Source organism: Arthrobacter sp. fls2-241-R2A-200 (assembly GCF_030209745.1).
In the GTDB taxonomy this organism is placed as follows: Bacteria; Actinomycetota; Actinomycetes; order Actinomycetales; family Micrococcaceae; genus Arthrobacter.
On the sequence record NZ_JARVRJ010000001.1, the window covers coordinates 213304 to 232664 of the forward strand.

Below are 19361 nucleotides of genomic sequence, written 5' to 3' on the forward strand. Positions count from 1 at the left end.
CCTCGAGGAGAGCTCCTACTCCCTTAAAACCTCGGGCAACTCATCCACGTACACCGTCTGGGGCGGTTCGTAGTAGATCACCAACACCTTCTCGCCCACGGGGAACACACTCGTCTTGTCGAACGGGTGGGCGAAGAACGCGCTCGTCCCTCCTTGGAAGGGGAGCATGACCTCGCCTATGGTGCCAGGTGCGATGGTGCCGGTCACCCGGCCGATCTTTCCGGTCAGGCTGCGGTTGACGTCCTTATGCATTGGGAGCTTTCGACGGCGGAGACGCTTCCTTTCCGCGCAACGCCGACGCCAGGGAGGGCAGGAAGCTACCGACCTGCGACAGGATTCCACCCACCATGCTGTTCAGGCCATCGCCGCCGTTGAGCACCGTGAGCTGCCCGATGCGGGAGAAGGGCTCGGCCGCGGCGGAAACGATCGCTGGCATGTTCTCTGCGATCTGCTGGGAGATCACGGCATCCTGGTTGGTCTCCAAGGCTTCACCACGAGCCTTGATGCCCTCGGCTTCAGCCAGTGCCTTGGCCTTCACCGCCGAAGCGGCAGCGTTGCCTCGCGCCGTCGTCGCCGCTGCCTCTGCTTCACCGGTCAGGCGAGTGGCACCAGCCATTGCTGCGGCGGCGCCTGCATTCGCCTGGGCTTCGAGTTCAACGCGCCGCGCATTGGCCTGGGCGTCAAGCTCGGTACGCCTGGCCAGTGCTTCCGAAGCACTGATATCCGCCGCCTTTTTGGCTTCGGCTTCCGTCCGCTGGGCGTAGGCCTTCGCGTCCGCGGGCTTGCGGATGGTGGTCTGTAGCTTCTGCTCTTCGCGGTCGGCCTCGAGTTTGGCCACTTCCGTTTCCTGGACCACCACTTGCTGGCGGGCGGTGGCATCGGCTAAAGGCCCCGCTTGGGCTGCATTCGCGCGGGCCTGCTCGGCGTTGGCCTGGGCCGCGGATTGCTTGATGGCCGAAAGGCTCTGGGCATCCGCGATCAGCGCCGCAGCTTCTGCCTCCTTTTCCGCAGCTTCGCGGTTCCGGGTGGCCTCGGCGATCCGGGCTTCCATCTTGACCTGCGCAATGTGTGGCTTGGCGAGGTTTTGGATATAGCCGGTGGGATCCTGCAAATCCTTGATTTGCAGGGAATCAACCACCAGGCCGAGCTTTTCCATCTCCACGCCGCTGGCGCTCCGGACCAGCGAGGCAAGCTTGTCCCGCTCCCGGATAATCTCCTCCACGGTCATGCTGCCGATGATGGAACGCAGGTGCCCTTCAAAGACGTTGTACACCTGGCTCTCCATCCGGGGCTGCTGGCCGAGGAACCGCCGCGCCGCGTTGGCAATGAACGGTGGAGCATCGCCGATTTTGTAGATCACCACGCCATCAACGATCACCTGGATGCCTTGGGAGGTCACACAGGAAACTTTGAGCTCTGTCTCGTTCAGCGTCAGCGCGAGGGTGCGCACTGTCTGAAGTCCCGGAACCACCAGTGCGCCCTTCCCGGTGACAATCTTGAAGTCCATGCCATCGGTGTTTTCAAGTGTGCCGCGTGTCAGGCCCGAGATGATCAATGCCTCGTTGGGCTCGGCTACCTTCCACATTGCCTTGGTGGCCACCCACACGAAACCGATAACAAACAGGACGCCGAGAATCATGGCGATCAGTGGAAAGAATGCAGCAAGGTCTTGCATCGACCTGTCCCTTCAGAAAGTGAACCGCCCACACTGGTTGACCCCCAATAGGCCAAGTGGTTGCTCGTGTACACAGTCTTGTTCTGAGGGACTGCTAAGTCCAGCACGTTTGTGCGTCATTTGTGCCGGTTCGTTCGAAGGCTGTTGCAAGGAGGCAAAAAAGAAGGCTGGTGCAGCCGGTCGAATGAATTCGAAGGGCGGCTGCACCAGCTGCTAGTACGACTTTCTGTTATGCGTTGTGACACCTGTCCATTGGCCGCTCCTAGTTCCCGGCTTCGATTGATTTCCGGGCCTTCAACGCCTGCGCATCCCCCTGGGAACACCTCCCATCTTACGGCGGGGCACCGCAAAAAGCGCTGAATTTCGGGTCAGCGCAGGGGCGCCTCCCGGGGGAGGGCTGCGCTCCGTGGCACGATGGATCACGATGAAACTGCGCGCTGATCAGACCGGAAACCGTGGCCTCCCCATGCCTCTTTGGCTACAGGGTGGTTTGGAAGCGGCGCAAGCGGCATTCATCTCAGCCATTGTGGTGGTGCTTCCACTGCTGGGCGTCTGGGCCACCGACGGTTTCCAGAACCGCAACGTGGATTTCCTGGCCCGCCTGGCCGGCCAAGCGTGGCTCCTGATCCACGGCGTTTCCTTGAACCTGACACAGGTCAACCCAGGCACCGTGGCCCAACACGGATCAGGGGTTCTGACCCTGATCCCGCTGGGCCTGACGCTGATTCCTTTCCTGCTGGCATGGCGCACGGGCCGTCGCCTTGCCCGCGCGTCCTACACGGACCAGCTGTGGCAGGCATTCCTGGGAGCCCTCCTGGTGTATGGCGCGTTCGGGATAGCCACCGGCTTCGTCTGCCGGACACCCGAAGTTGTGATCAACCTCTGGTTCGCCATGACCATCCCGCTGATTCCCTTCGGCTTGGGGATAGTTGTTGGAGCGCGACGTGAAGCAGGCTCGTGGAGCCGCCTCATCGGCGTCGACGCCGTCACGTGGCTCGCGCGCACCAGCCAGCACTCCCGCTGGGCCGGGTCCTACGTGGGGTCGGCCATCAAGGCAGGTTTCGTTGCCGCCGTCGCCTCTGTCTGCCTGGCCGCTGTGTTGTTGGCCGTGACCATCGTGATGCACTGGACGGATATCATCGCCGTCTACGAAGGGCTCAAAGCCGGTGCCATGGGCGGTGCGGTGCTGACCATCGCGCAGCTGGGCTTCCTGCCGAACCTGGTCTTTTTCGCCCTTGCCTGGTCCTCCGGTGCGGGGTTCTCCTTGGGCGTTGGTTCGCACGTGGGGCCGCTTGGCACCGCCGTCGGACCGCTCCCGGCCGTCCCCATCTTCGGTGCGCTTCCCGCCGGACAGCTCGACGCCGGACCGATGGCGCTTGCGCTTCCGGTGGTCGCTGGCATCCTTGGGGGTTGGTGGTTCCTGCGCGCAGGCGAAAACCACTTTGACGAATGGCTGTCCATCAAAATCAAGGCCCGTTGGTTCACGGCAGCCGTGTCCACGCTGTTCCTCGGGGCGTTGGTAGGCGCGATCGCCGGTGCCCTCTGTGGTGTCGCGGTGTGGATTTCACGCGGTTCGGCCGGCATTGGGCGGCTCACGGAAATCGGCCCCGACCCGATCAGGACGGCACTCTGGCTGGCCACGGAAGTGGGGCTCGGCGTCGTGATCGGTTATGCGGTGGGGCCATGGCTGGAACGCCGGCAGAAGCTGCGCGAGGCGGACCTGGACCACGCAGTTTACGACGACGAACACGCCTAGCGCAGGGCAGCCGGCATGGATTTTTCCAACTGGGTGAGGCACTGCGTCTTGGCGGATTCCGTCAATGCGGCCCGTGAACAAGCCTGGTAGGTGCTGACCTGCGTGAAGAACAGGGCGGTGGTGAGGATCAGCAGGCACATGACCGCGGTGACAATGAGCCCGGAAATGGTGCCGAACAACACCAGGCGCGGGTGCCTGAACTTTACAGCCCGCACCAGGACCACCACGCCAAGCACTAAACCGATCACCGTCAGCAAAGCGCTCAGCCACACGTAGTTCACATTCAGGGAGAACACGAAGAAGGATCCCAAGGCAGCCAACAAGAAGGCGCGGAACAACATCTGGGTCACGCCAAAAGCGGCTTTCTCGGCCTCACTGTACGGTTGTTTGCTCCGCTTGGGGCCGGCGTCGGAATTCATGTTTTCCAGCCTACGCGAGCCGACCATAAGCTAGTGCAATGCGAATTGTTGTCCTCGTCTCCGGTACCGGCTCCAACCTCCAGGCTGTCATCGACGCCGTGAAGTCAGGTGAACTGGACGTCGAGATTGCCGCTGTGGGAGCGGATCGCCCCGATACCTACGGGGTAGAGCGCTCGGAAGAGGCCGGGATCGAAACGTTCGTGGTCAACTTCAACTCGTTCCAGACCCGCGCTGAGTGGGATGCAGCGCTGCGGGACAAGGTCCTCTCCTACCAGCCCGACGTCGTGGTCTCCTCCGGGTTCATGCGCATTGTCAGCGCGGACTTCATCGATGCTTTCGGCGGCAAATACGTCAACACCCACCCGGCCCTGCTCCCGTCGTTCCCCGGCGCCCACGGCGTTCGCGACGCCATGGCGTATGGCGTCAAGGTCACTGGGTGCACCGTTCACTGGGCCGACGCCGGAGTGGACACCGGGCCGATCATCGCCCAGGAAGCCGTGGCTGTTCTTCCCTCTGATACCGAGGAGAGCCTGCACGAGCGCATCAAGATAGTGGAGCGGCGCCTCTTGGTCCAGACCCTGGCGTCCCTGGCCGCCTCCCAGCCCACGCCATCGCCCAACTAGGGGACAGATAACGTCGCCCTGAGCCCTCAGAGGGCCCGGAGCTGTCCCCTAGTTGGGCGTTGCGCGCCCGGGCCTGTGGATAACAGAACGCACGGCCGTTGATTTTGCCAGCATGGGCCCATGAAGATCGCACGGCCGCTGCCCGCAAACCTGGCTATGAAGCCCTTCATTGTCCAGGAAGCGCTCGACGCCGGCGTCACAGCTGGGCGCCTACGCTACAGAGATCTGGCCTCGCCAAGCCGTCAGATCCGCATGCCTAGAATAGTGGACGACCTGACGGTTGCCGATCGTGCCCGGCCTCTGACCCTGGTTACTCCGTTCTCAGCTGCGTCACATGCAACGGCATTCCTGCTCTGGGAGTTTCCCGGATTCCTGCCTGGGAGTCACGAGACGAGTATCCACATTTCGCGGCCCGACACCATGGGGAGACCTCGCCGCAAAGGCGTCACTGCGCACAAGGGGCAGTTCTTCGCGGACGAAATCACTACGCTGAACGGACTCTTCGTAACCAGTAGGGCCCGGACATGGCTGGACTGCTCCCGGAAGATGGACATCGACGAGATCACTGTCGTGGCCGATCATTTGCTCCGTGTTCCGAGGCTGGAATTCGAAAACCGATCCGAGCCATACTGCACCATGGATGACCTTGAAGAGATGCTGGACCGGCACTGGGGGACACCAGGTATCCGCAAGGCCCGCCTCGCCTTGGAGCAGGCGGTGGTGGGCGCCGACTCTGCTCCCGAAACTCGACTGAGGCTGGCGCTTGGGCGGGCTGGGCTTCCCACCCCGGAGGTCAACGTGCGCACGGTGTTGAGTCCCGGTGTCGTACGTCAACCAGACCTTGGTTACCGCGAGTGGCGGGTCGGCGTCGAATATGAGGGCGAGGGCCACTCGGACCCCGCGCAGGTGGTCAGGGACATTGCCCGCGAGGAAGACTACAGCCGCGCGGGCTGGAACCTTGTGCGCATCTCAAAGCGCCATATGAGCACCGGCGCAATCACGGCGGTGGCCAAGGTGAGGCGTGCGCTGGAGCAACGCGGGTGGTCGCCCAACTAGGGGACAGATAACGCCGCTCTGAGCCCTGAGTGGAGCAGGAACTGTCCCCTAGTTGGGGGCCGCTAGTTGGGGAAGGGGCGGCGTCAGGCGAGGACGCGCTGCTTGGTCTCCGGCGCCATGAAAGCCATCCACAGCACGGAGAGCAGCACCAAGCCACCGGCCATCGCGAAGGACTGGGCCAGGCCGAACTCGGGCCAGAAGAATGATGCGAACACCAAGGGCCCAAAGCCCGCTCCGATGCGGGAAAAGCTGGAGGCCCATCCGAAGCCGGACCCCCGCAACTCAGTGGGGTAGAGCTCGGACACGTACGCGTAGAGCACCGGAATCGCCACCTGCACCACAAAGCCGAACACCAGCAGCCAGAACACCGCGGCGGCCGGTACGTCCACCACGAATGCCACGATCACGAGCGTCAGCGCGGACAGCGGGCCGGTCACGGCGAGGATCCACTTGCGGCCTACGCGCTCCACCAGCAGCGCCGCAGCCACCACGCCCAGAAGCCCGACGGCGGCCATTCCCGCCGTCGTGAGGAACGCCTTGTACTCCTCGAAGCCGGCTCCAATGAGAATCCGGGGCATCCAGGTCAGGGACACGTAATAAACCAGCAGCACGGAGAAGAACAAAGCCCAGGCCGCTGTCGTAATCTTCCAGTCGAACTGCCAGATGAGCCGCAGCTGCTTCCAAATGCTTCCAGCGGACAGCCGTGGCGCGGCCTGGGCCGCGGGCAACCGGTAAGCCCGCGGTTCCATGCCGGTGGCGGCCACTAAATCGTCGATGACGGCCGCCGCTTCAGCACGCCGCCCTTTCCGGATCAGGAACATCGGGGATTCAGGCACGCTCCGGCGGATCCAGAAGACGAGCAGTGCCGGCACCACCATGACCAGCATCGTCAACCGCCAGTCTGCAAACGCAGCGACGAACCACGCTGACAGGAAGCCGCACAAGGCCGCGCCCACGGGCCACCAGCCGTCCATGGCGGTGAGGACTTTGCCCCTTTGCTTGCGGGGCGTGAACTCACCCACCAACGCGTAATCCACGGGAATGCAACCGCCTAGACCGAAACCGGCCACAAAGCGGAAGATGCAAAACCAGACGACGTCGGGCGAGAAAGCGCCCAGGACGGTGAAGATGCTGAAGATCAGGAGGGTGGCGCTGAACGCCTTCTTGCGTCCAATGGTGTCCGCGATAGTGCCCCAGGCAAACGCGCCCACCGCCATTCCGATCAGGTTGGCCGTGCCGATCCACGCAGCGCCTGCCGGTTGCAGGGACCAGTGCTTGGACAGCAACGGAATCAGGATGCCGTTGAGCGTCACATCCCAAGCATCGAACATGAAACCCAAGCCGCCGATCACGAAGATCTTCCCTTGGACCTTCCACCGCCACGGCAATTCCTGCACCACTTGTTCGCCGCTCGGCACGGCTGTGTATGTATTCATTGGGCCTCCTGCATGAAACTTTATGCGCTCTGCAGCATGCCCTACTTCCGGGTTTCGATCGCCCTTCGCAGGAAACCACCGGCGTCGTCGAGCGCGGTCTTTGCTGAGGAGGGGTCGATGCCCGTGAGCAGCACCAAAATCGCCGCCTTCACCGAGCCCCCGACGGAGTCCAGGGCGGCGGCCGCTTCCTGCGCCGAGACTCCCGTGGCGTGCTGCACGGTCCGCTGGGAGCGGGCCAGCAACTTCTCATTCGTCGCGCGCAAATCCACCATGAGGTTCCCGTACGTCTTGCCCAGCTTCACCATGGTCAACGTGCTGATCATGTTCAGGACCAATTTCTGCGCGGTGCCCGAGTTCAGCCTGGTCGATCCCGCAATGAACTCGGGGCCCACCTCAACGTCGATAGCAACATCGGCCAGGTGCCCGACGGCCGAGCCCTTGTTGCACGCCAACGACGCCGTGAACGCGCCCCTCTTACGGGCCTCCTCCAGTGCGCCGATCACGTACGGCGTCCTTCCGGAGGCAGTGATACCCACGACGGCGTCCGCTTCAGTGACGTTGATATCGTGCAGGTCCCGAGCCCCGGCGGTTGCGTTGTCCTCGGCGTACTCCACAGGTTTTTGGATCGCTTGGACCCCGCCCGCGATGAGCCCGACCACGAGACCCGGCGGAGTGCCGAAGGTGGGCGGGCATTCGCTCGCGTCGAGCACTCCCAGGCGGCCAGCCGTTCCCGCGCCCACGTAGATCAGTCGTCCGCCACGTCTAAACCGCTCGGCAACGGCGTCGACCGTTTCAACGATTTCAGGAGCAGCAGCCGCAACGGCGGCGTGCACTCCTGCACTGTGGGAAAGCATGGTCGCGACCAGCTTTTCCGTGCCAAAGGTGTCCAGGGCGTCCACCCCCTCGGCGGTGGCTTCGGTCTGCAGACCGGCCAGGACGGTGCGGAGATCCGCGAGTTTGTCCGCGTCAGTTGGTTCCGGTTGCTCCGTCACGGTGGATATACCTTTCGTGGATGAGCCCGCGGCGCACCGCTGCGAGGGCAGCACCGTCCAAGCCATCGCCCAGCGGGGTCACCACCTCAATCCCAGCCGAAGAGAGCGAGTTCTGCAAGAGCCCGGCAAAGAACTCCGAGTCCGCCACACCGCCCAGCAGGGCCACGTGGCCGGGGCTTTCTTGGTTGCCACACGCTCTCTGCACCGTGCGGGTCAAGATCCTGCACGCCTCGCCGATGATGTCACGCGCGACGCCGTCACCCGCCTCCGCTGCCTGCAGCACCTGGGGTGCGAAACGGGCCATCGCGCGGTAAGGGTTCTCGTGTGCGGCAAGCCAACCCGGAAGCATGTCCGGCGACTCGACCAACGCGCCGGCCGCAGCCGAGAGGGAGGTAGCGGGACCGCCGTCGTGCGCTTCCAAAACTGCTTGAAGACCTTGTTGACCAATCCACCGGCCGCTGCCGCGATCGCCAAGGTAGGGGCCCCAGCCGTCGGCCCGGTGGAGGAGGCCGGGCTCGTCGAAGCGGAAGGCCACGGCGCCTGTCCCGACGATCAAGACGGTGCCGGTCCCGCCGTCGAATGCACCCAAGTGCGCGGCGGTGGCATCGGAGAGCACGGCAGCTGGAACGCGGAAATGATGGGCCAGGAGGGCGGCCAATTCGCGGGAATTTTCAGTGGAAGCCTCGACGCCGGCTACTCCGGCGCCTATCCCCGCGAGGCTGTTGAGGGGGAGTGCGGGCGCCAGCAAAGCCACTGTCTTGAGCAGGAGGTCGAACGCGAGGGCGGGCCCTTGGTCTACGTGAATGCCGGGGAAGCCGTGCTGGTCCGCTGCCGCGAGCAGATCGTGGCCCCTGCGCAGCTCAACGCGGCACCGACTCTTTCCTATGTCGGCAACGAGGACTACGGAGGTGGACGCTTCCATGGACCAACCCTACTTGGGGGGCAGCCCGATCCGTGTGGGCTACTCCCTTCGTTGTGGGGCCCGCTCCGCAGGGTTAGTTGGTCGTTTTCCATGCAGAGCAGGCCCCACAACACGGCCCCCAAGCAGGGTGTGGAGGAGAAGTCACAAGCACGGACAAGACCATTTTGTGGATAACCAAACACCGCCCGTCAATACCGGCGAGCATGGTCCAATGCCGAAACCAACTCCTCTGCCGTCGGACCTGGACCCCAATGGCTTCCTTGTCGCTGATGCTTACGCCGCAGGTGTGCCGCGCGGGCGACTGCAGTCAAAGGAACTTGTTACTCCCAGTCGAGGAATTCGTCTTGCCCGAAGTGATGATCGCAATCTTGAGCTTCTCGGCAGGCTGCATACGGCGATCACTCCGCGCTGCGCTGCGAGCCATGTGACAGCGGCACTTCTGTGGTCGATGCCGCTTCCCATATATCTGGAAGAAGAAGGCACCAATGGGCTGATCCATGTGACTCGGAGACAGGAGATCGGCCGGGTCAAACGTCGGGGAGTGATTGGTCACAGGGCACCGCTGTTAGCCAGGGATGTTCGTCTGGTCAATGGCGTTCATCTCACTTCCCCCGAGTGGACTTGGGTGGATCTGGCCCGGCATATGGGGCGGGGGTCTCTGGTTGCGGCCGGTGACTCCCTACTTGCCCGTGAGAGCCCGCTGTCCTCGATCGCGGCCATTCAAGAGGTCATCGATCGGCGTCCAAAGGTCAAAGGTATTCGAATGGCTCGGGAGATACTGCCGCTGTTGCGTGAAGGTGTGGACTCACCCCAAGAGTCGCGATTGCGGGTGAAAATCGTCGACGCCGGACTGCCGGAGCCGGCAGTGACCCTGCCAATCTTCGACGATCTAGGCAGGTACATGTCCACACCCGACCTTCAATACAAGGAGTACAAAATCGCACTCGAATACGAGGGCGACCACCACAGATCCGACCCCGTCCAGTGGGGCAAAGACATAGAGCGGGACGACCGGTTACGCGCCAACGGATGGATCGTGCTGCGGTTCTCCCTTGTCCAGATGAAAGGTGGCTGGGGTAGCGCTGAAAAGAAGATTCGCGATGCGCTGGTATCGCGCGGATGGCGAGGGCCGGCGTCGTAAGGGGTGGGCTTGTGAGGCCGGGTGTGCAGGGATGGGGGGTGGGTGTGGGTGCAGAGTGGGCCCCGCAACGGGCGGGGTGGGGTTGGGGGCCAAGGACGCGACTCAAAACCGGTGCGCCAACGAAACACGATAAACTCTCCGTATCCCACCACCCGCGACATTTACGCGACCTAAGACGGAGACTTTTGTGAGCTTGACGCAGCTTGACCGTGTTCCCATCCGCCGTGCACTGATCTCGGTTTACGACAAGACGGGACTGGAGGAGCTCGCGAAGGGCCTGCACGCAGCCGGCGTCGCCATCGTTTCCACCGGCTCCACCGCCAAGAAGATCGCCGCCGCAGGCATCCCGGTCAAGGAAGTCGAAGAAGTCACCGGCTCCCCGGAAATGCTCGACGGCCGGGTGAAGACCTTGCACCCCCGCGTTCACGGCGGGATCCTCGCCGATCGCCGCGTCCCTGCCCACATGGAGACGCTCGCCAGCATGGACATTGAAACCTTCGACCTCGTGGTGGTGAACCTCTACCCGTTCGTCGAGACCGTGAAGTCCGGCGCGGCGCAGGACGACGTCGTTGAGCAGATCGACATCGGAGGCCCCGCCATGGTGCGGTCGGCCGCGAAGAACCATGCCGCCGTCGCTATTGTCACGGACCCCAACTTCTACGGCGCCGTTGTTGCCGCAGCCCAGGAAGGCGGCTTCGACCTCAACACCCGTCGTCGCCTGGCTGCCAAGGCCTTCGCGCACACCGCCAGCTACGACAACGCTGTTGCTTCATGGACCGCCAGCCAGTTCCTGGACGAGGACGGCGACGGCGTCATCGATTGGCCTGCCTATGCAGGACTGGCTCTGGAGCGCTCCGAGGTTCTCCGCTACGGCGAAAACCCGCACCAGCAGGCCGCCCTCTACGTGGACCACGCGGCTCCAGCAGGCATCGCCCAGGCTGACCAGCTGCACGGCAAGGCCATGAGCTACAACAACTTCGTCGACGCCGATGCCGCCCTCCGCGCTGCCTTCGACTTCGCCGAGCCCGCCGTCGCGATCATCAAGCACGCCAACCCGTGCGGTGTCGCCGTCGGATCCGCCGACGCGGCAGACCCGATCGCCGACGCCCACGCCAAGGCCCACGCTTGCGACCCCGTCTCCGCTTTTGGTGGCGTCATCGCTGCCAACCGCACGGTCACCGCTGGCATGGCGCGCACGGTTGCGGGCATCTTCACCGAGGTGGTCATCGCCCCGGACTTCGAGCCCGAGGCTGTGGAGATCCTGTCCAAGAAGAAGAACATCCGCCTGCTCGCGCTCCCCGAAGGCTACGGCCGCTATCCCTCGGAGATGCGCCAGGTTTCCGGCGGCGTCCTGGTCCAGATGAGCGACAAGGTGGACGCCGACGGCGACAACCCCGCCAACTGGACCCTCGCCGCAGGCGAAGCCGCCGACGAGGGAACACTCGCGGATCTGGCTTTCGCCTGGACCGCGTGCCGCGCGGCGAAGTCCAACGCCATCCTGATCGCTGACAACGGTGCCGCCGTCGGGATCGGCATGGGCCAGGTCAACCGCCTGGACTCCTGCCGCCTCGCCGTCGAGCGCGCCAACACGCTGGGCGTGTCGGTGGAGTCCGACGTCGAAGGTGCTGGCGGCGCCTCCAACGCCGACGCGACCAACGCCCCGGAGCGGGCGCGCGGTGCCGTTGCAGCCTCGGACGCGTTCTTCCCGTTCGCCGATGGGCTGCAGATCCTGATCGACGCCGGTGTCCGTGCCGTTGTTCAGCCGGGCGGTTCGGTCCGTGACGATGAAGTGATCGCCGCAGCCAACGCTGCCGGCATCACGATGTACTTCACCGGCGCGCGCCACTTCTTCCACTAGCAAGGAACGCCCGACGGCGGCTGGCCCCTAGGGGGTGCGGCCGCCGTCGGGCGTTAACCGCCGGTGAGGGTAACGAACACGTGATCTCCACCACTAAGAGGCGTCAAAACGGCCTGCTCGGGTAAGTTAGAGATGTTGAAATCTGCAGACTTTCAGGGAGAACCCCGCCAATGGCCAAGATTATCTATACCCACACAGACGAAGCGCCGATGCTGGCTACTTATTCATTCCTGCCGATCGTGGAGGCGTATGCCTCGACTGCGGGTGTGGAGGTGGAGACCCGCGACATTTCGCTGGCCGGCCGCATCATTGCCGTTTTCGGTGACTTCCTGACTGAAGAGCAGCGCACGGGCAACGCCTTGGCTGAACTTGGCGAGCTGGCAAAGCAGCCCGAAGCCAACATCATCAAGTTGCCCAACATCAGCGCCTCGGTGCCGCAGCTCAAAGCTGCCATCGCCGAACTCCAGTCCCAGGGCTACGCCCTCCCGGACTACCCGGACAACCCCTCCTCGGACACCGAGACGGACATCCGGTCACGCTATGACAAGATCAAGGGTTCCGCCGTGAACCCGGTGCTGCGTGAAGGCAACTCGGACCGTCGCGCACCTCTGTCGGTGAAGAACTACGCCCGCCAGAACCCGCACTCCATGGGTGCCTGGAGCCCCGATTCAAAGACCAACGTTGCCACCATGGGTGAGAACGACTTCCGTTCCAACGAGAAGTCCGTGGTCCTGAAGGCTGACGATTCCCTCACCATCCAGCTGGTCCGGGAAGACGGCACCACCAAGGTCCTCAAGAAGGGCTTCCCGGTCCTGGCCGGTGAAGTGGTTGACGCTACGGTCCTGCGCGCCGACGCCCTGGACGCGTTCCTCAAGGCACAGGTTGCCCGTGCCAAGGAGGAGGGCATCCTTTTCTCCGCACACTTGAAGGCCACCATGATGAAGGTCTCGGACCCCATCATCTTCGGCCACGTGGTCAAGGCATACTTCTCGGAGCTTTTCGACACCTACGGCAAGCAGTTGGCTGCCGCGGGGATCAGCCCCAACAATGGCCTCGCCGCGATCCTCAGCGGTCTTGGCGACCTCCCCGAGGACGTCCGCGACGGCGTCAAGGCAGCTATCGCCAAGGGCCTCGAAGACGGTCCTGCGCTGGCCATGGTGGACTCGGACAAGGGCATCACCAGCCTCCACGTTCCTTCTGACATCATCGTGGACGCCTCCATGCCGGCCATGATCCGGTCCTCCGGCCACATGTGGGGCCCGGACGGCAAGGAAGCGGACACCCTGGCCGTCATCCCGGACAGCTCCTACGCCGGCGTGTACCAGGTGGTTCTCGACGACTGCCGGGCCAACGGCGCTTTCGATCCCACCACCATGGGCACCGTCCCCAACGTGGGCCTCATGGCGCAGGCAGCCGAGGAGTACGGCAGCCACGACAAGACCTTCGAGATCGAAGCAGCCGGCACCGTTCAGCTGGTGGACAGCAAGGGCACCGTGCTGATCGAACACCAGGTCTCCCCGGGTGATATCTGGCGTGCATGCCAGACCAAGGACATCCCTGTCCGCGACTGGGTCAAACTGGCAGTCACCCGCGCCCGCGCCTCGCAGACCCCGGCCGTGTTCTGGCTGGACAAGGGCCGCGCCCACGATGCCAACCTCATCGCCAAGGTCAACGAGTACCTCAAGGACCACGACACCGAGGGCCTGGACATTAAGATCCTCTCCCCGGTGGAAGCTACGGCGTTCACCCTGGAGCGCATCCGCAAGGGCGAGGACACCATCTCCGTCACCGGCAACGTCCTGCGCGATTACCTCACGGACCTGTTCCCGATCCTTGAACTTGGCACCAGTGCCAAGATGCTGTCCATCGTTCCGTTGATCAACGGTGGTGGCCTGTTCGAAACGGGTGCCGGCGGATCTGCTCCCAAGCATGTCCAGCAGCTGGTCAAGGAAAACCACCTCCGCTGGGACAGCTTGGGCGAATTCCTTGCCCTGGCCGTCAGCTTCGAGCACCTCGCCACCACCACGGGTAACGCACGCGCCCAGGTCCTCGCGGACACGCTGGACCGCGCAACGGGCACGTTCCTCCTGGAGAACAAGTCCCCGCGCCGCAGCGTGGGTGAGCTGGACAACCGCGGAAGCCACTTCTACCTGGCAACGTACTGGGCCCAGGAACTGGCCAAGCAGACCGACGACGCCGAGCTGGCTGAGGCTTTCGCCTCGATCGCTGACTCTTTGACCTCCAACGAGGAAACGATCGTCGGGGAGCTTGCCGCCGTGCAGGGCCCCGGCGTCGACCTTGGCGGTTACTACCGTCCGGACGCCGCTAAGGCTGCCGAGATCATGCGCCCGTCGGCTACGTTCAACAAGGTCCTCGCGACCCTGAAGTAGCCCCGAGCCTGAAGTAGCCCCGAGCAAAACCGGCCCGCAGGCATCGCCTGCGGGCCGGTTTTTCTTTTAACCGGTGATTCAGCGGTCTGCGGCGAACCGCGCTGGGGCCGTGCCGCCGTCGACGATGTCCTTCAGGATCCGGCCAATCGCCGGCGTGAATTTGAAACCGTGCCCCGAGAAGCCGGCACCCACCACCATTGGACCAAAGCGGTCAAGCACAAAATCCTCATTGGGGGTTGTGGTGTAGGTGCAGCTGATGGGAACCACCGAGGAAGGGTCGACGCCTGGAAGCCACTCCTCGGCGTACCGCACCAGGGCTTCGAGCTGCTGGGGGATGGGTTCGAAAGTGCGCTCGTCCGGGTCCATGACGGGGCCGACGCCGTGCCAGCCCGCCTTGACGCCTTCGCCGGGCGTGAGCATGCCGTAGACGGGGCTGAACCAGTACTCGTAGAGCTCGTTGTTCGGGTCGGGATCCGGGTTGTGGTTGAAGCTGGGCCACACCAAGGTGTTGTCCAGAGGCGTGAAGTGGGCCGGTTGTTCCTGGGTGACCACCAATGCAGGCAAATCCGCGAGCTTCCCGATCAGTTTAGGGGTCCAAGCGCCCGCTGTGACCACAACCCGGGCGGCTGAATATTCTGTCTCGTCCGTTACCACCACCACCGATTCGCCGCCGGTGACTTGGATGTCCCGGACCGGCGTCGAGTATTTGAACGTGGCGCCGTGGGCCTCGGCGGACTTGCGCAGCGCCACGAGCGCGTCAGCGGAACGGACGCGGCCCGATCCCGGGACGAACAGGACGTCGGTGCTGAAGTTCATGCCCTGCCAGCGGTCCGCCGCCTCGGCCGCGGGAAGGAAGTAGCTCTCGATGCCGCGTTCCTGGTGGGCTGCCCGAATCTGCTCCAGCCGGGGGACGTTGCCATGGTTCACCAGGCCAACGAGGTCCAGCAACGGCGCTCCGTGCTCAGCGGCGAGCTCGTCCCATAAGGTTTTGGACTCGGCCAGCAGGTCCAGGTAGTCCGTCTCTGCGTATGCGGTGTTGAAGTTGCGTGTAGCGCCGTGGGAAGCACCGATGTGGTGGCCGGCCTCGAATTGCTCCAAGAGGACCACGGACTTGCCGGCCTTGGACAACTGCCACGCTGCCGCCGATCCCATGGCCCCGCCACCAACAACTACAACGTCCACCTGCATACCCGCTCCATCCGTCGATCGCCTTCTCCCATTCTGCCCCCACTCAGCAACTAGGACGTTGGGTGCGGCGGCGTTTGGTGTGCCGCGCCGCGCATGGAAGATTGGAGTGCGTGAAATTCCTGCACCCGTCTCCCGTGTCCTCAGCCCGCGGCATCGCCATCATGCGGGTGGTTTTTGGCGCCCTCATGCTCGTCCACGGCATCCAGAAATACCTCGCCGGGCACGCCGCCTTCGCCGCTTCTGTGGCCGCCATGGGCGTGCAGAAGCCCGACGTCGTTGCCTGGTTCGTGATCGCCGGCGAAATAGGGCTCGGGCTGCTTTTGGTCCTGGGGGCACTGACCAGGGTGGCGGGTTTCCTGGCGGCGCTGATGTTCGCGGGCATCTGGTTCGTCACAGAGGGCGGGAAGCCACTGATCACCGACCAACCCGGCGTCACGGCCGAGCTGCTGATCGTCTACTTTGCGTTGTCCGTGGCATTCGTGTTTGTGGGATCGGGAGCGTTGTCCCTAGACCGCAAACTTTCCAAGGCCCCGGGCCGCAAAGCGCGTTAACCCACGTGAATTACATACGACGCCGCGACTCACCGCGCGTCGTTGGGGTAGCGGATCCCCAGCTGGGACCGCACTCCGTCAAAGAGCCGCATGACGTTGACCGAGTCTTCCCACGGCATGACAGGGCTTTCCGTGAGTCCCTGCTGCACACAGCGCGTGACTTCCCGGAGCTCGTAGGTGTAGCCGGTACCCACGACGTCGAACTGTTCCCGGCGCGGTTCATCCCACCCGACTCGGATCACAAGTTCGCTGGGATTGTTCACCGATCCCACAGCCTGCACGAACCCGAGGCCGCCGGCCACCGTAGCTGTCCGCGGACCATGGGCCATCAACGACGACGTCAGCTGCGCCTGGGCGCCGCTTGCATACCCCAAGGTCAGGGCATTCTGTACATCCACGCCGTCCTCGTTCAGGGACCCGATCGCGGTCACCGACTGCGGGAACCCCAACGTCCCCAGCGCCCACAGCAAGGGGTAGACGGTGATATCCAGCAGTGCGCCGCCGCCGTCGTTCAGCGCCCAAATACGGGCCGAAGGATCATACGGGGCAGGGAATCCGAGGTCCGCGCTGACCCATTGGATCTCTCCGAGTTCGCCGGAAGCCGCTATGGAAAATGCCCGTTGCATGCTGGGCAGGAACCGGCTCCACATGGCCTCCATGAAGAACACGTTCTGCTCCCGGGCCAGCGCGACCAGTTGCGCGGCTTCGCGGGCGTTGATGGTCACTGCCTTCTCGCACAGGACGTGTTTCCCGGCGCGCAGCGCAGCTGATGCGACCTCGAAGTGCTGGGCGTGGGGAGTCGCCACGTAGACCACGTCGACGGCGGGATCCTCCACCATGCGCTGGTAGCCGGGGACACCGCCGTCGTCGCCGTATGCCTTGGCGAACCCGTGCTCGGCGGCGAAGGCGTCGGCGGCAGCCTGCTTCCGGGAACTCACCGCGTAAAGTTCGGCGTCCTCAAGCAACGCCAAGTCCTTGGAAACGGACGTGGCGATGTTGCCGGTGGACACGACGCCCCACCGCAGGCGCCGGCCCGTGGCTGCCCGAGGATCCTGGTTGGCCTGCGTGGAAAGCCATGGCTGGGCGATAGGGAGCGTCATGCCTGCCATCCTCTCACCCCCGCGGCCCACTTGCCCGGAACCATTCCAGGTTCCCGGCAAGTGGGCCCAACAATCACCGAAGTGAGCCCTTCCTGGCCTCTTCGGTGAGCCGTCCCTGCTGAAGACGGAAGCAGCGTTCGGTCTTTTGCGCGAGACTGCGGTCGTGCGTGACCACCAGGATGGTGGTGTTGTGGTCCCGGCTCAGCGAGCTCAAGAGCTCGATGATGTGCTCCCCGGTCTGCTCGTCCAGGTTGCCCGTGGGCTCGTCAGCGAGGATCAGCTTGGGCTCGTTCGCAAGCGCCCTGGCAATTGCCACCCGCTGCTGTTCACCGCCGGACAGGCGGTTGACCTTGCGCGTCTGTTTCTCCGGATCCAACTGCACCTGCTCCAGTAACTCCTTGGCCCGCTGCAGCCGCTTTGCTTTGCGCACGCCCGCGAACTCCATGGGCAGCATGACATTGTCCAAGGCGGTGAGGTTGGGGATCAGGTTGAACTGCTGGAATACGAAGCCGATGTCCCGACGGCGGTACTCGGTCAGCTTGCTGTCCGGCAGCCCGGCCAGGCTCACGCCGTCGACGACGACGTCACCACTGGTTGGCTTGTCCAGCGCACCCAGCAGGGACAACAGTGTGCTCTTACCGCTGCCGCTCTTGCCGACGATGGACGCCAGCGTTCCCCGCTCGAGCTCGAAACTGACGCCGTTGACGGGTTTGATGGTCCGGTCACCGGACTTGAACTGACGGACCAGGTCCTTGACTTCAATCACGGCTATTCTCCTCGGAGTACTTCGATGGGGCGGACGCGGGCGGTAAGCAACGCCGGAATCAACGCGCCGATAATTGCTGCAGCGAACACTGCTGCGATGCCGATGGCTATAACTCCCGGCGATGCTGTGGCCGTGACGGAGGTGAGCAGTTGGGACGCACCACCAAACGGGCCGCCTTGACCGCCCCCACCGAACCCGCCGCCACCGAACCCGCCGCCACGCTGGGTGGGGCCGGCGGTCGTCGTGGTGGTGTTCGAACTGATCAAAGCCGAGGCGATCCCGCCGCTGGCGAAGGAAGCGATCGCTGCACCGACAACACTTCCCAACGCAACGAGCACGAGGGCCTCGAGGACGAACTGCAGTCCAATGGTGCGGTTGCGTGCACCGATGGCTTTCAAGACCCCGATCTCACGCCGGCGCTCACGAACCAGCATCACCATGATGAGCAGGATTATGATCCCGGCGGTGGCCAAGGCTGCGATGAAGGCGACCATGGAGATATTCCTGACGCTGCCCAGCGAACTGACGGCGGTGGCAAGGTTGCGCTGTCCTTGGGTGACGTCGGCTTTGCTCGCACCGAGTGCGTTTTGGACGGCCGTCTTGGTGCTGTCCACGTTGTCCATGCTGTTCACTGTGACGATCATGGAGGACAGTTCGTCGGGGGTGGCTGCCAGCGCTTGGGCTTCGGGGAGGGTCACGTAGACGGCGTTGTTGCCGAAGGTCGTTCCCGCATCGAAGATACCGGTGACTGTAAAGGTCTTGTCCTCAATGGTGAACGTTGAGCCGACCTTGAGGTTGTTCTTCTCAGCCAGCGTGGTCCCTACCAATGCCTTCGCAGAGGCAGCTGTGTAGTCACCCAGCCCGGTGCCGCTGGTGATGGCTAGGGCTTTACCAGCGCTATCCACCTCTGCGCCGATTCCCGTAGCAGTGATGGGGAGACTCCGGGCAGGCTGTGTGCCGGTGGTGCCTGTGCCTGTGCCTGTGCCGGTGGAGCCGTTGTTGCGGTTGCCCAGCGTTCCGGCGTCGATCGCTGCCGTCAGGTTGGTGGTGACGTTCGTTTGCTGTCCGCCCGGAGCGGCGCCGCCCGGTCCGGCGGCCTGCGTGGTGTCAGTGGTCGAACCGGTGGTTGCAGTCCGTAGCCGCAAGGCCTTGGTGCCCACCACGGAGGTGACGTTGGTAACGGCCGCGGCGGTCTTCGCTTCGGCGGTGGTCAGTGGTTCTCCGCCGCCTTCAAAGCCTTGGCCGCCGGCCGGATTCACTGTCAGCGTGGTGCCTACCGAAGCGTTGAGCTCCTGCACCTTGGCGCCCACGGCCTGGTTGGCCACGAGCATGGCCAGTGCCAAGCCGATGGCCACGGCCAACACTGCAACTACCGCAGCCGTTCTGATTTTATTGCGGAAGGCATTGCCTACGCTCCTGGCAAGGACGCTCACGTTTCTCCTTTGGACCTGCTGGTGGCCCGCTGGAACGGGGCCGCAGGTCCAACAT

Annotated in this window: 17 protein-coding genes; 7 read left to right on the forward strand and 10 right to left on the reverse strand. The window is 63.9% G+C overall.

Annotated features, from left to right (window positions below):
• Positions 1–15: 15 nt before the first annotated feature.
• Entirely contained in the window at positions 16–252 is a 237-nt protein-coding gene (locus QRN42_RS01005) for an NfeD C-terminal domain-containing protein (RefSeq protein ID WP_284977610.1), read from the reverse strand.
• On the reverse strand, positions 245–1675 hold the full coding sequence (locus QRN42_RS01010) for a flotillin family protein (RefSeq protein ID WP_284977611.1): 1431 nt from the start codon (positions 1673–1675) through the stop codon (positions 245–247). Before QRN42_RS01010 ends, QRN42_RS01005 begins: the two co-directional genes overlap by 8 nt.
• 424 nt (positions 1676–2099) lie before the next feature.
• Between QRN42_RS01010 and QRN42_RS01015 the strand changes: the two genes are divergently transcribed.
• On the forward strand, positions 2100–3431 hold the full coding sequence (locus tag QRN42_RS01015; RefSeq protein ID WP_284977612.1) for a cell division protein PerM: 1332 nt from the start codon (positions 2100–2102) through the stop codon (positions 3429–3431).
• On the opposite strand, the gene QRN42_RS01020 is transcribed toward QRN42_RS01015, so the two are convergent.
• On the reverse strand, positions 3428–3877 hold the full coding sequence (locus tag QRN42_RS01020) for a hypothetical protein (protein WP_284977613.1): 450 nt from the start codon (positions 3875–3877) through the stop codon (positions 3428–3430). The genes QRN42_RS01015 and QRN42_RS01020 overlap by 4 nt on opposite strands.
• An 11-nt stretch (positions 3878–3888) precedes the next feature.
• Between QRN42_RS01020 and purN the strand changes: the two genes are divergently transcribed.
• Together purN and QRN42_RS01030 are read left to right on the forward strand one after the other, a co-directional pair.
• The gene (gene purN / locus QRN42_RS01025) at positions 3889–4473 is read left to right on the forward strand and encodes a phosphoribosylglycinamide formyltransferase (RefSeq protein ID WP_284977614.1); all 585 of its coding nucleotides are present in this window, start codon (positions 3889–3891) and stop codon (positions 4471–4473) included.
• A 120-nt stretch (positions 4474–4593) separates the two neighbouring features.
• Positions 4594–5529, forward strand: coding sequence for a putative endonuclease domain-containing protein (locus QRN42_RS01030; protein ID WP_284974291.1), 936 nt, complete (start codon positions 4594–4596; stop codon positions 5527–5529).
• A gap of 83 nt (positions 5530–5612) precedes the next feature.
• On the opposite strand, the gene QRN42_RS01035 is transcribed toward QRN42_RS01030, so the two are convergent.
• Genes QRN42_RS01035 through QRN42_RS01045 form a run of 3 tightly spaced genes read right to left on the reverse strand, consistent with a single transcriptional unit; the run spans position 5613 to position 8879 of the window.
• Complete coding sequence (locus tag QRN42_RS01035) at positions 5613–6965, reverse strand: MFS transporter (RefSeq protein WP_284977615.1); 1353 nt, start codon at positions 6963–6965, stop codon at positions 5613–5615.
• 41 nt (positions 6966–7006) lie between these two features.
• The gene (gene murQ / locus QRN42_RS01040; RefSeq protein WP_284977616.1) at positions 7007–7957 is read right to left on the reverse strand and encodes an N-acetylmuramic acid 6-phosphate etherase; all 951 of its coding nucleotides are present in this window, start codon (positions 7955–7957) and stop codon (positions 7007–7009) included.
• Positions 7932–8879 carry an N-acetylglucosamine kinase gene (locus QRN42_RS01045; RefSeq protein ID WP_284977617.1) on the reverse strand — a complete coding sequence of 316 codons (948 nt, stop codon included), beginning with the start codon at positions 8877–8879 and terminating at the stop codon, positions 7932–7934. Before QRN42_RS01045 ends, murQ begins: the two co-directional genes overlap by 26 nt.
• A 166-nt stretch (positions 8880–9045) precedes the next feature.
• On the opposite strand from QRN42_RS01045, the gene QRN42_RS01050 reads away from it, so the two are divergent.
• The 3 genes from QRN42_RS01050 (at position 9046) to QRN42_RS01060 (ending at position 14268) form a co-directional block, all read left to right on the forward strand.
• A complete protein-coding gene (locus tag QRN42_RS01050; RefSeq protein ID WP_284977618.1) occupies positions 9046–10020 on the forward strand; it encodes an endonuclease domain-containing protein in 975 nt (324 codons plus the stop codon).
• A 187-nt stretch (positions 10021–10207) separates the two neighbouring features.
• Positions 10208–11878, forward strand: a complete 1671-nt coding sequence (purH, locus tag QRN42_RS01055; RefSeq protein WP_284977619.1) for a bifunctional phosphoribosylaminoimidazolecarboxamide formyltransferase/IMP cyclohydrolase — start codon at positions 10208–10210, stop codon at positions 11876–11878.
• A 170-nt stretch (positions 11879–12048) separates the two neighbouring features.
• The gene (locus QRN42_RS01060; protein ID WP_284977620.1) at positions 12049–14268 is read left to right on the forward strand and encodes an NADP-dependent isocitrate dehydrogenase; all 2220 of its coding nucleotides are present in this window, start codon (positions 12049–12051) and stop codon (positions 14266–14268) included.
• Between the two features lie 78 nt (positions 14269–14346).
• On the opposite strand, the gene QRN42_RS01065 is transcribed toward QRN42_RS01060, so the two are convergent.
• Positions 14347–15456 (reverse strand): FAD-dependent oxidoreductase, encoded by a 1110-nt coding sequence (locus QRN42_RS01065; RefSeq protein ID WP_284977621.1) that lies wholly within the window; start codon positions 15454–15456, stop codon positions 14347–14349.
• Positions 15457–15566: 110 nt separating this feature from the next.
• On the opposite strand from QRN42_RS01065, the gene QRN42_RS01070 reads away from it, so the two are divergent.
• Complete coding sequence (locus QRN42_RS01070) at positions 15567–16007, forward strand: DoxX family protein (RefSeq protein WP_284977622.1); 441 nt, start codon at positions 15567–15569, stop codon at positions 16005–16007.
• A gap of 29 nt (positions 16008–16036) precedes the next feature.
• On the opposite strand, the gene QRN42_RS01075 is transcribed toward QRN42_RS01070, so the two are convergent.
• The 3 genes from QRN42_RS01075 to QRN42_RS01085 all read right to left on the reverse strand — a co-directional run bounded on the left by QRN42_RS01075 (position 16037) and on the right by QRN42_RS01085 (position 19306).
• Positions 16037–17107, reverse strand: coding sequence for a Gfo/Idh/MocA family protein (locus QRN42_RS01075; RefSeq protein WP_284977623.1), 1071 nt, complete (start codon positions 17105–17107; stop codon positions 16037–16039).
• 73 nt (positions 17108–17180) lie between these two features.
• Positions 17181–17873: an ABC transporter ATP-binding protein gene (locus QRN42_RS01080; RefSeq protein WP_284974311.1), complete on the reverse strand. Its 693-nt coding sequence runs from the start codon at positions 17871–17873 to the stop codon at positions 17181–17183.
• A 2-nt stretch (positions 17874–17875) separates the two neighbouring features.
• On the reverse strand, positions 17876–19306 hold the full coding sequence (locus QRN42_RS01085; protein ID WP_284977624.1) for an ABC transporter permease: 1431 nt from the start codon (positions 19304–19306) through the stop codon (positions 17876–17878).
• Between the last annotated feature and the right edge of the window lie 55 nt (positions 19307–19361).